The sequence below is a fragment of the Veillonella magna DSM 19857 genome (assembly GCF_000428745.1).
GTDB lineage: Bacteria > Bacillota > Negativicutes > Veillonellales > Veillonellaceae > Veillonella_A > Veillonella_A magna.
The window spans coordinates 123,872-136,617 of the sequence record NZ_AUAN01000005.1 but is presented as its reverse complement, the minus strand read 5'-3'; the positions used below and the strand labels follow the sequence as shown (position 1 = coordinate 136,617).

The following is a 12,746-nucleotide window of genomic DNA, read 5'->3' as shown; positions in this document are numbered from 1 at the left end:
TGGAACAGACGCTACTGATGCCGTTAATAAGAGACAATTAGACAGTGCCATTGAGACGATTACGGGAAATAATGGTGCCTTGAGTAATACCATTAAGATAGGTGGGAATAATGGCTCGTTTACGAGCAATCAAACATTAAATCAAAAAGATGGTATTAAATTAATTATTAAAGGGGTGGATGAGTCCTCGAATGAAAATGGTAAGATTGTAGCACCTGAATGGGCTGATTTTGATACAAATAATGTGATGACGAAAGCGGACGGAGACACATTGCGTATTGCTATTTCAAAAATGCCTACTTTCAAAACGGTTAATACAGATATGATAATTGCTAAAGAGGGCAATTTTTCTGATAAGATTGTGATTGGTAATATTACTATTCAGAATAAAGGCGGTCAACTGACTTGGGACGGAAATAATACGCTATTTTATGTGGAAGATAAGGATGGTAATAAGAGGGCGATTGGTTTAAATGACAGTGTGAGATTCAATGAATACCTTAAGGTAGTAGATGATGAAAAAAATATTAGTGGAAATGGTGGTACAGGTAGTGATAATAGCGGTGTGAATGGATCTAGTGGCGCTCTTGATAAGAATACAACGCCCACTGTCAATGTAGATGTGGATAAATTAATTAATGAAAAGGATTTAGCCAATAAAACATATATTAACAATAAGTTGAGCGAGTTAAAAACGACAATTATCAGCGAAGTAAGTCCAAACGGTACGATTGGCACTGGTACGAATACGGATATGAAGGCTGTATCGGGCCAAACAGTGGAAGAGTACTTAGAGAAAAACTATACAAACAATAGAGAATTAAATCGCTATTTAACTGAATTATCTCATCAAGCTAATGCAGGTACCGCTAGTGCGTTAGCCTCTGCTGGAATGCCACAGATTTCAAGTTTAGAGAATGGAAATATTATGATTTCGGCAGGAGTAGGTTCTTATGGTGGTGAATCTGCTGTAGCACTGGGTATATCCGGTATTAATAATAATCGAGATATTACTTACAAAGTAGCTACAACATATGATAGTACAGGTAGATGGGGATTATCCGGAGGTATTGGTTTTGCTATAGGGGCTGGTAGTAATAGGTCGCTAAATAATGTGAATAGTAAAGAACTAGCCAATCGTTTGAACTCATTAGAAAAGGCGAACAAATCATTGAGTGAAACAAATAGTAAATTACAAGAAGAAGTAGAAAACTTGAAAGCCATGTTACAGCAATTACTACAAAAATAGTTTTGCAGCATTGTACGGACTGAATGTGTCTTTAGGTAAAATAGTTAGCTGCTGTTGCAGGATTAGTTGTAACGGATATCTTGTAGTATAATTTTGCTTATGAGGAATACGGATCTCTTTTGATAAAGGTGTTTTTTGAAATCTGATTTTATCATATGAGACCGTATTCCTCGTTTTTGTTTAATATGTATTGTAATTTTACTTGTCAATGGAGAAGCGTAAGTGAATTAATTGCAATGCATGCAATTTTATGATAAGATTAGGAATGCAATATTAAATCTCAAAAATAAATTTGGGTAGTAACCCTTAAGGAGGACATATTTTCATGAACGTAACTGTAAATCCTGTTGATCAGCACAAGGTAACACTTACTATTGAGGTTCCGGCTAAAGAAGTGACAAAGGGCATTGCTCAGGCAGTAAAACGCATTGCCGGTCAGGTTAATATTCCGGGCTTCCGTAAAGGCAAAGCACCGCGCCGTATTTTGGAAATGAATTTCGGTAAGGATGCTATTTTGGAAGAAGCTTTTGAACTATTGGCAGGTCGTGCATATAATGAAGCATTGCGCGAACAGGAAATTGTTCCGGTTAGCGAACCTGAGATTGAACGTGTAACCTTTGAAGAAGGTAAAGATCTTGTATTTAAAGCGACTCTTACTAAACGTCCGGAAGTAACTTTGGGCGAATACAAGGGTCTCGAAGCTGAAAAACAGGATGCTACCGTTACCGATGAACAGATTCAGGAACAGTTGGATAACATCCGCAATCAGCAGGCTAAAATGGTTGTAGCCGATAAAGATGCTAAGCTTCAGAAAGATGATTTCGCAGTAATCGACTTTGCCGGTTCCATTGATGGTAAACCGTTTGACGGTGGTGAAGGTAAATCCTATCCGCTTCAGATCGGTTCCGGTAACTTTATCCCTGGCTTTGAAGATCAGCTCATTGGTCATGTAGCTGGTGATGACGTTGACGTTAAAGTAACGTTCCCGGAAGATTATTTTGTTAAGGAATTGGCTGGTAAGGAAGCTGTGTTTAAGGTACATGTACATGACATTAAACGCAAGGAATTGCCGGAACTTAACGACGAATTTGCTAAGGAAGCAAGCTCCTACGATACCATTGAAGAATTAAAAGCAGATCTTCGCAAAAAAATGGAAGAAGATGCAACGGGCCGTGCTATCGATGCATACAATGCTGCATTGATTGAACAGGCTGTTAAAAATGCAACAGTAGATATTCCGGAAATCATGGTTGACGATCGCGTTGAACAGATGATTCAGGAATTGGCTATGAATATGGAAAGCCGCGGTTTGAAACTCGACGACTACCTGAAATTCTCCAACAAAACATTAGAAGCTTTGAAGGAAGAATACAAGGCAAACGCAGCGGAAAACGTGCGTGCCGATTTAGTATTGGAAGCTATTGCTAAAGAAGAAAATATTCAGGTTACAACTGAAGACATGAATATGGAAATCTTCACGATGGCACAGAACTTCGGTGCAGATCCGAAGGAAGTTTGGAATATTATTGCAAAAGAAGGCCGTGTATCTATGTTGGCAAGCTCCGTAGCTCGCAAAAAAGCAGCACGTTTCATCATCGAACATGCTAAGGGTGCAGAAACGGCTAAGAGCGAAGAAGCTAAAGAGGAAGAAAAATAATTTCTCTGTCGCTATAGGTACATGGACAATGAGGTGTGAATCATGTATGTACCAATTGTAGTTGAACAGAATGGACGCGGTGAGCGTTCCTACGATATTTACTCCCGTTTGTTAAAGGACAGAATCGTGTTTCTGGGCGGTCCCATCAATGATGATGTGGCTAACTTGGTTATTGCACAGCTTCTGTTCTTGGAAGCGGAAGATCCGGATAAGGACATCCATTTGTACATTAACAGCCCCGGTGGTGTAGTAACTGCCGGTATGGCTATTTATGATACGATGCAGTATATTAAGCCGGATGTATCTACCATTTGTGTGGGATCGGCAGCGAGCATGGGTGCTGTTTTGTTAACAGCCGGCGCCAAGGGCAAGCGATATGCTTTGCCGCATGCACGCGTAATGATTCATCAGCCGCTCGGTGGTGTTCAGGGGCAGGCCTCTGAAATCGAAATTCATGCACGCGAAATTTTGCGTATGCGTGAAGAATTGAACGGTATTTTGGCATCCCATAGCGGTCAGCCTATCGATGTGGTAGCACGCGATACGGACCGCGATAACTTTATGAGTGCGGCGGATGCAGTAAAATACGGTTTGATTGACGAAGTATTGACGAGACCTTTGCCGAGTAATAAGTAATCGGGAGGACAAGAGTTGAAGAAGGACGAAAAAGAGACATTACGTTGTAGCTTTTGCGGACGTACTGGTGAAGAAGTGCGCAAGTTGGTAGCAGGCCCCAATGTATATATTTGCGATGAATGTGTGGAAGTATGTCAGCACATTATTGATGAAGAATTGGGCATGCAGGATGATGGCGGCTTCACGCTGGAACACGTTCCGACGCCACACGAAATAAAGGAATACCTTGATCAGTATGTTATTGGTCAGGATGAAGCTAAGATTTCATTGGCCGTGGCAGTGTATAATCACTATAAACGACTCCAGATGGGAAACATGGTTGATGATATTGAATTGCAAAAGGCTAACGTCCTTTTTATCGGTCCGACCGGGAGCGGTAAAACATTGTTGGCACAAACATTGGCAAAAATGCTTGAAGTGCCGTTTGCCATTGCCGATGCGACCAGTCTTACAGAGGCCGGTTACGTTGGCGAGGACGTTGAAAATATACTCTTGAAGCTGATACAAGCAGCGGATTATGATGTGGAGAAAGCCGAACGAGGTATTATTTATATTGATGAAATTGATAAAATTGCCCGTAAATCAGAAAACCCATCTATTACACGCGATGTATCAGGTGAAGGAGTTCAGCAGGCATTGCTGAAAATTTTGGAAGGCACAGTTGCGTCCGTGCCGCCTCAGGGTGGTCGTAAGCATCCACATCAAGAACTTATTCAGATTGACACTACTAACATTCTATTTATTTGTGGCGGTGCCTTTGATGGTCTTGATAAAGTGATTTCTAAGCGAACCGCAAAGAAAACACTTGGCTTCGGAGCAGACATTCAAAAGCAGGAGGAACGAGACGTAGCCTCCATTCTTAAAGAAGTAGTGCCGGAAGATTTACAAAAATTTGGTTTGATTCCGGAGTTCATAGGTCGATTACCGGTAACGGTAACGCTTGATCCACTTGATAAAGAAGGGTTAATTCGAATTTTAACGGAACCTAAAAATGCGTTAACAAAACAGTATGAAAAGATGCTGGAGCTGGATCATGTAACATTGACCTTTGAGGCTGATGCGTTAGAAGAAATTGCAGCGGAAGCACTGAAACGAAATACCGGGGCTCGCGGGTTACGGTCAATTATTGAAAAAGTAATGAAACGGGTTATGTATGATGTACCTTCTACACCAGACATTACCGGTTGTGTTATTACGCGCGAAGCCGTTAAGGGTGAAGCACAGCCCATACTCAAAAAATGAGTCGGCCATAAAAAACGAGAAGATATTCTAAGTTTAAGAAACTCATTTCAGTATGGAATGAGTTTCTTTTTAAATAGATATAGAAAAGGAGGCCCTATGAGCGAGTCACAGACAATATTACCGATGATACCACTGCGTGGTATGGTAGTATATCCTAAGGTTACCGCCCAACTTGATATTGGGCGTGATAAATCTATCAAAGCTGTGGAAAAGGCAATGGCGGATGATCGCCTAATAGCTGTGGTTGCCCAGCTGGATGAGAATGTCGAAGATCCTGTGCAAAGCGAAATCGCTACCGTGGGTACACTGGCTAAAATAAAACAAATGCTACGTTTGCCGGGGGGGATTATTCGTATTTTGGTAGAGGGAATACACCGCATTGCTATAGATAGTATCGAATTAATAGATGGATACAACAGTGCAACCTTTACTGAACTTAAGCCTATCGGTGAGAACATGGTAGAATTAGAAGCGTATCGCCGTTTTGCTCAATCTAAATTTCTGCAGTGGACAGATGAAACGAAGTCTGTATCGGAAGAAGTAGTTACTCGTATAATGAATATTCAGAATCCGAATATATTGGCAGATCAAATTGCATCGGTGCTGCCGGTACCCTTATTTAAAAAGCAGCAGCTTTTGGATGTTTTGGGTGTTAAGGAACGTCTTCACAAAATCATTGCTGTACTCAATACAGAGTTGGAAATTTCTCATTTGGAGGAGGAAATTAATCATCAGGTTCGTCAACAAATGGAAATGCAGCAGAAAGAATACTTTTTGCGCGAAAAAATTAGAGCCATTCATGATGAATTGGGTGATAAGGTAGATCCCGATGAGGAGGCAAATGAACTACGCGAACAGTTGAGTAAACTCAAGGTATCCGATGACATCAGAGAACGTATTGAAAAGGAAATTGCTCGCTATAGCCGCATGCCGCAGATGATGCCGGAATCAACTATTTTACGGAATTACCTAGATTGGGTATTGGCATTGCCGTGGGATAAAGAATCGGAAGATCGATTGGATATTAATGAGGCTGCAAAAATCCTCAATCAGGATCATTATGGGTTGGAGAAGATTAAGGAACGCATTCTTGAATTCTTAGCGGTTCGCAAGTTAAGTGGCTCGCAAGGTGGTTCTATTCTTTGCTTGGTGGGACCGCCGGGGGTTGGTAAAACATCGTTGGCAACGTCTATTGCAAAAGCAATGAACCGTAAATTCGTGCGTGCTTCCCTAGGTGGTGTGCGTGATGAAGCAGAAATCAGAGGACATCGACGTACGTATGTAGGAGCGTTACCGGGACGCATGATTCAGGGAATGAAAAATGCGGGAACGAAGAATCCTGTATTTTTGCTGGATGAAATTGATAAATTAGCATCTGATTATAAGGGTGATCCGTCATCGGCGTTATTGGAGTTGCTTGATCCGGAACAAAATAAAACCTTCAGCGATCATTTTATTGAATTGCCTTTTGATTTCTCCGAAGTATTCTGGATTACTACGGCTAATGTAGCCGGAAATATACCGGGACCGCTTTTGGATCGCATGGAAATTATTGAGCTTTCCAGTTATATGGAAGAAGAAAAACTAGAAATTGCTAAACGGTATTTAGTACCTAAGCAAATCAAGCGCAATGGTTTGGATGGTCATAATGTGAAGCTGTCCGATGCGGTACTGCGTAAGGTGATTAGCGAATACACCAGAGAAGCCGGTGTCCGTACTTTGGAAAAAACGATTGCTAAAGTGTTGCGCAAAGTTGCTTATGAAGTCGTAGAAGGCGATGGCAAGGCACCTCGCGTGACAGTAAAAAATGTACCGCATTATTTGGGTGCGCCTATTTTTACGGAGCAGGAGCGAGAAAAAGAGTCGCAAGTCGGTTTGGTATGCGGATTGGCATGGACTTCTGTAGGTGGCGTAGTTTTACCTTGCGAAGCTACCACGATGGAAGGAACCGGTAAGCTTAGCCTAACAGGCAGTTTAGGGAAGGTAATGCAGGAATCCGGTCAGGCAGCTATGGCTTATATTCGTCATAATGCAGAACATTTGGCATTGCCAAAGGAATTTTATAAGAATACGGATATTCACGTGCATTTACCGGAAGGGGCTACACCGAAGGATGGACCGTCTGCAGGTATTACCATGACGTTAGCGGTTGTGTCGGCTTTGACAGATAAAAAGGTGCGGTCCGATTTGGCTATGACCGGAGAAATTACGATTCGTGGCCGTGTGTTGCCTATCGGCGGTTTGAAAGAAAAGCTGTTGGCCGCGTTGCGCCACGGAATTAAAGAAGTTTTGATTCCTTATGGTAATCAAAAGGACGTAGCCGAGTTACCGGAGTCTGTAAAAAAAGGCTTAAAAATTACTACTGTTAAAACTATGGATGATGTGTTAGCAAAGGCGTTTGCAAAATGAAACAGCGAAAGAAACAGGTAAAGCGAGGTCCGGCACCGCAGTATACTCGAAAAGAGCCGAAGGGGCCGCGTATTATAGCTTCTGCCTATACGGCTTCGGCTGTACGGGCAGATCAATACCCGGAAGGTGATACCGTAGAAATTGCTTTTTTGGGGCGCTCTAATGTAGGAAAATCATCATTGATAAATTCCTTGTGTAATCACCGAGGGCTTGCTTTGGTTAGTGGGCAACCGGGGAAGACGAGAACAATTAATTTCTTTTCCATTACATCGAAGGAAGATATTAGCGATACGGAAGAATTAAGGTATCATTGGTTTCTGGTGGATTTACCTGGATATGGTTTCGCTAAAACGGATAAGGGGAATCGTGATATTTGGTCATCGTTTATCGCAGACTATATATTACACTCCGATAGGCTTATGCTACTTTGTTTATTAATTGATGGTCGCCATCCAGAGCTCCCCATTGATCAAGAGGCGTTTAAATGGCTCACGGAGTCCGGGGTTCCATTGCAAATTGTAGTGACCAAGGTAGATAAGTTAAAGAGCAGCGAGCGACAGCGCAATATGCGACGTATTAAAGAATTGTTTCCGACAAAAACGGCACCCATTGCGTACAGCTCTTTGAATCACACAGGTCGGGAATTATTGTTACAGCGTATTAATACAGTTATTGTGGGGGAAGAGGAATGAACGAATCGGTAAATGACAACCTAAAACGAATAATAGCCGGCGAACTGCAGTTAGTTGAGGCATATTTGGCCGATGCGTTACATACCGGTTCTGAGGATTTTAATAGTCTAATAAGGCCCTTGGCTTTGTCGGGAGGGAAACGATTACGGGCACAGCTGTGCTTGCTTATTGCATTGGCAGGGCATTCTAATCAAGACCAACGCGTAGCTGTGGCAGCAGCAGTGGAGATGTTACATCTGGCTACGTTAATCCATGATGATGTATTAGACCAAGCGGCTATGCGTCGCGGTCACGAAGCCATTCATTGCAGTAAAGGAAATAAGGTAGCTATTTTAAGCGGTGACTATCTATTCGCAAAAGCCTTTGATGTTGTGGCTCGGATTGGTTCTGTTGAATGCTTGAAGATTTTTTCCTTTGTCATTTCGGCGCTGGTAGAAGGCGAATTTTTGCAGATGGAAGATGTATTCCGCGTTAATCAAGACGTAGAACGTTATTTAATCAAGACGCAGAAAAAGACAGCTGATTTCATTGAAGCGTGCTTGGAACTGGGCGGCATATTGGGGCATTGGAATTCGGAAGATATTGTACTACTTAAACGATTTGGCCATGCGCTAGGCATGTCCTTTCAGATTACTGATGATATCTTAGATTATCAGGCCACGGAAGCAACAGCCGGTAAACCGGTGGGAAAAGATTTACGGGAAGGCATACTCACATATCCCTTATTAGCTATAGTGCGCGAGGATAACAAGGCGTATATTGAGGGTGAACTGCGACGCATAGAAACCGGTGGCGATGTAATGGAATTTATGTCTTATATCGCCAAAGAAGGCGGTGTAACAGAGGCGGAAAAACTCAATGCGACATATGTTAAAGAGGCACAGGATGCATTGACGGCATTACCGGCTTTTGCAGGCAAGGAGATATTGCGGGGCGTATTGATGTCGTTAGCACACAGAAAGGTATAGCTATGGAAGCATTTCGGGTACGAGATTTTAACGATCCGAAGCGAAAACCGTCGTTGAACAGTGTGATTGAACAGCGAAATCGTCAGGCTGCCTTAAAAAACGGTATGGCTGACGAAGAGAATAAAGAGGTATATACGGAGTCGGAAGCAAAGATGATGGCCGAAGCAGGGGCTATGTCATTAGTCGGTCATTTATCTGAGCTGCGTCGGCGAATTATTATCTCTGTAGTTTGCATCGTAATAGCTTTTGGGATTGCATACTATTACGTGGATGATTTGCTACAGCTATTGATTGCACCGGCGGGTAAACTTTACTATATGCGACCGACGGAAGCGTTTTTTACGTATATGAAGGTGGCCTTGGTTGGCGGACTTATAGGGGCTTCCCCTATTTGGCTGTACCAAGTATGGGCATTTGTAAAGCCTGCTCTCAGTACAAAAGAACGTCGTTTGACTAATTGGTTTTTGCCTTTTGCTATTATTCTGTTTTTGATAGGCATCGTTTTTTCGTATTTTCTCGTATTGCCTGCAGCGGTGGCTTTTTTTATCGGCTTTTCTACTGATGAACTGCAACCGATGTTTTCCATAGGGCAGTACGTAGATTTTGTTATTGCGTTCATTTTACCCTTCGGTATTATTTTTGAGTTGCCTATTATCATGATTATTTTGGCAAAGATGAATATGGTCACATCGGCAATGCTGAAGAAAAAGCGAAAGATTTTTATTTTCTTATCTTTTGTTATCGGTGCGGCTATTTCGCCGACGCCTGATATGTTTTCACAAACGATGATTGCCTTACCTATGATACTTTTATATGAGGTTAGCTTGTGGATTGTATCTCGGGTTATGAAGAAATAATATAAACATCACTATTAACTATTATCTGTATGTAGTGTCATAGTTACGGAAAACGGTAGTGTCTGAAATTGACAGAGCTACCGTTTTTTTGCTATGATTTAGCATAGAAATATGGAATAGGCGATGAAGAGGAAAAATTTTTGCACTACGCTGCAGAGAGCGTCGGTAGGTGAGAGCGACGTGCGAACGGCAAGAAGGGTAGCCTCGAAGCTGAAATAGGGAAGCTGCGTTTGGCGGTGTGTAGTTATTTCCGGAAAGCCCCGTTACGGCGAATGAGTGATTGTCCTTATTTGGACAATAAGTTAGGTGGTACCGCGGAAGTCAAGCCCTTTCGTCCTAGTAGGACGAAGGGCTTTTTTATATACTGGAGGACAGGTATGACTGAGTACAAGAATTTAGAAGCATATAATCCTGCCGAGATTGAACAATCTTGGTATTCGTTTTGGGAAAAGAAAAATTATTTCCATGAAGAGGTAGATCCGGCTAAGAAACCGTTTAGCATTGTATTGCCTCCGCCGAATGTAACGGGTCAATTACATATGGGGCATGCGCTGGATAATACGTTGCAGGATATTTTGATCCGATTTAAGCGTATGCAAGGGTACAATGTATTATGGATGCCTGGAACGGACCATGCCGGCATTGCGACACAGGTAAAGGTAGAAAAAAACGTATTAGAAAAAGAAGGAAAAAGCCGTTATGATTTGGGACGCGATGAATTTATAAAGCGCGTTTGGGAGTGGAAGCATGAATACGGTAATACTATTGTTAAACAGATTCGTAGCTTAGGGGCGTCCTGTGATTGGTCGCGTGAACGATTTACCCTTGATGATGGTTATTATAAAGCGGTACGGGAAGTATTCGTTCGTCTCTATGAAAAAGGATTAATTTATCGCGGTGAACGTATTACCAATTGGTGCCCAAGTTGCCATACGGCTCTTAGCGATATTGAAGTAGAACATGCTGATGAAAAGGGTCATTTGTGGTTTATTAATTATCCGGTAAAAGGCGAAGACGGCGTCTTCGTGACAGTAGCCACGACACGACCGGAAACAATGTTCGGTGACGTAGCGGTAGCTGTTAATCCGGAGGATGAACGATATAATGCATTGATTGGTAAGACATTGGTATTGCCATTTGTAGAACGAGAAATACCGGTTATTGCCGATAGTTATGTAGATCCGGCTTTTGGTACGGGGTGCGTTAAAATCACACCTGCTCATGACCCGAATGACTTTGAAATGGGACAGCGCCACAATTTGGAATCCATTGTGGTTATGAATTTGGATGGCACTATGAATGATGGTGCCGGTAAATTCAGCGGGTTGACTCGTGAAGAAGCACGCAAGCAAGTAGTGAATGAATTGCAGGACATGGGGTTACTGGTAAAAATAGAAGAACATGATCATAGTGTAGGTCATTGTTCGCGTTGCGATACTATTGTAGAACCGCTAGTATCCAAGCAATGGTTTGTAAAAATGGAACCATTGGCTAAGCCGGCCCTTAAAACAGTACAAGATGGCAATATTGAATTTGTACCGGAACGTTTTACCAAAACATATACAAATTGGTTGGAAAATATTCGAGATTGGTGTATTTCTCGTCAACTATGGTGGGGACACCGTATCCCGGCTTGGTATTGCGATGAGTGCGGTGAAGTGACGGTTTCTCGTGAAGATATTACGGTTTGTCCACATTGCGGCGGTCATGTAACGCAAGATCCGGACGTGCTGGATACCTGGTTTAGCTCGGGCTTATGGCCTTTTGCGACAATGGGATGGCCGGAATCGACGGCTGAATTGAAGCATTGGTATCCTACAAGTGTGTTGGTAACGGGGTATGATATCATCTTTTTCTGGGTGGCCCGTATGATTTTCTCTGCCTTGGAATTCATGGATGAAATTCCGTTCAAGCATGTGTTTATTCACGGCTTGGTACGTGATAGCCAAGGTCGTAAAATGAGTAAGTCCTTGGGCAACGGTATTAATCCGTTGGATGTTATTTCCGAATACGGTGCCGATGCGTTGCGTTTTACGTTGGTAACCGGGAATACGCCGGGCAACGATATGCGTTTCTACATGGAACGGGTAGAGGCAAATCGCAACTTTGCCAATAAGATTTGGAATGCAGCTAAGTTTGTTATAATGAACCTAGATGGTTATGACGAATCCTTTGTGCCGAGTGAAGATGATTTGACGTTGGCAGACCGTTGGATTATTGAATCGTACAACAACGCAGTAGAACGTATTACAGCTAATCTTGATAAGTTTGAACTTGGCGAAGCGGCTGCTGCGGTATATGACTTTATCTGGAATAGCTACTGTGATTGGTACATTGAGCTGGCAAAACCGCGCTTGTACAATAAAGAGGGCGGACGTGATCGCCAAACAGCGCAGTATGTACTGGTAACTATTTTACGTCATATGTTGGAATTATTACATCCGTTTATGCCGTTTGTGACAGAACATATCTGGCAACATTTGCCTCATGAAGGGGAAAGTATCGTAGTGGCACCGTGGCCGACAGCGTTGCCGTTTGCCGGCTATGCACAGGCAGCTGCCCACATGGAAGTTATGATGGATGCCATCAAAGGCATTCGTAACATGCGTGCAGAAATGAATGTGCCGATGGGTAAGCGAAGTGAAGTTATTTTGTCTATTACCGATGATAGTTTGACGGATGTAATCAAATCACATAGTGACTATTTTGAAACTCTTGGTTGGGCCGATAAGGTAACACTTTTATCTTCCACAGATGAAAAACCGCAAAATGCAACGGTAACGGTTGTCAATGGGTTAGAAGTATACTTACTTTTGAAGGATCTTATTGATGCGGATAAGGAACGTGTGCGTCTGGCGAAGGAACAAGCAACAGTACAAAAGGAAATTGCACGTTTAGAAGGTAAATTATCAAATCAAGGTTTCTTAGCTAAGGCCCCGGCCGAAGTAGTTGCTAAGGAACAGGCCAAATTGGCTGAATATAAACAAAAGCAACAGGCTCTAAAGGAACGAGAAGAATTCCTGAAGACGTTATAGG

9 protein-coding genes and 1 other annotated feature are annotated in these 12,746 nt (G+C 42.5%); all 9 genes read left to right on the top strand.

Features of this window, described 5'->3' with window-relative positions; all coding sequences use genetic code 11:
* The coding region (locus G344_RS0102385) for a YadA-like family protein (RefSeq protein WP_028254802.1) at nt 1-1,249 on the top strand (1,249 nt) is incomplete at its 5' end.
* A gap of 325 nt (nt 1,250-1,574) precedes the next feature.
* Nucleotides 1,575-2,906: a trigger factor gene (gene tig, locus G344_RS0102380; RefSeq protein WP_028254801.1), complete on the top strand. Its 1,332-nt coding sequence runs from the start codon at nt 1,575-1,577 to the stop codon at nt 2,904-2,906.
* 42 nt (nt 2,907-2,948) lie between these two features.
* Complete coding sequence (gene clpP, locus G344_RS0102375) at nt 2,949-3,542, top strand: ATP-dependent Clp endopeptidase proteolytic subunit ClpP (protein ID WP_028254800.1); 594 nt, start codon at nt 2,949-2,951, stop codon at nt 3,540-3,542.
* Between the two features lie 15 nt (nt 3,543-3,557).
* Entirely contained in the window at nt 3,558-4,784 is a 1,227-nt protein-coding gene (clpX, locus tag G344_RS0102370) for an ATP-dependent protease ATP-binding subunit ClpX (RefSeq protein WP_028254799.1), read from the top strand.
* Nucleotides 4,785-4,880: 96 nt separating this feature from the next.
* Nucleotides 4,881-7,193: an endopeptidase La gene (gene lon / locus G344_RS0102365; protein WP_028254798.1), complete on the top strand. Its 2,313-nt coding sequence runs from the start codon at nt 4,881-4,883 to the stop codon at nt 7,191-7,193.
* Nucleotides 7,190-7,885 carry a ribosome biogenesis GTP-binding protein YihA/YsxC gene (yihA, locus tag G344_RS0102360; protein WP_028254797.1) on the top strand — a complete coding sequence of 232 codons (696 nt, stop codon included), beginning with the start codon at nt 7,190-7,192 and terminating at the stop codon, nt 7,883-7,885. Before lon ends, yihA begins: the two co-directional genes overlap by 4 nt.
* On the top strand, nt 7,882-8,853 hold the full coding sequence (locus G344_RS0102355; protein WP_028254796.1) for a polyprenyl synthetase family protein: 972 nt from the start codon (nt 7,882-7,884) through the stop codon (nt 8,851-8,853). The genes yihA and G344_RS0102355 overlap by 4 nt, the downstream gene beginning before the upstream one ends.
* Nucleotides 8,854-8,855: 2 nt before the next feature.
* Nucleotides 8,856-9,710 (top strand): twin-arginine translocase subunit TatC, encoded by an 855-nt coding sequence (gene tatC / locus G344_RS0102350; RefSeq protein WP_028254795.1) that lies wholly within the window; start codon nt 8,856-8,858, stop codon nt 9,708-9,710.
* Nucleotides 9,711-9,824: 114 nt separating this feature from the next.
* Nucleotides 9,825-10,052, top strand: a binding site (T-box leader).
* Between the two features lie 35 nt (nt 10,053-10,087).
* A complete protein-coding gene (locus G344_RS0102345) occupies nt 10,088-12,745 on the top strand; it encodes a valine--tRNA ligase (RefSeq protein WP_028254794.1) in 2,658 nt (885 codons plus the stop codon).
* Nucleotide 12,746: the final 1 nt, after the last annotated feature.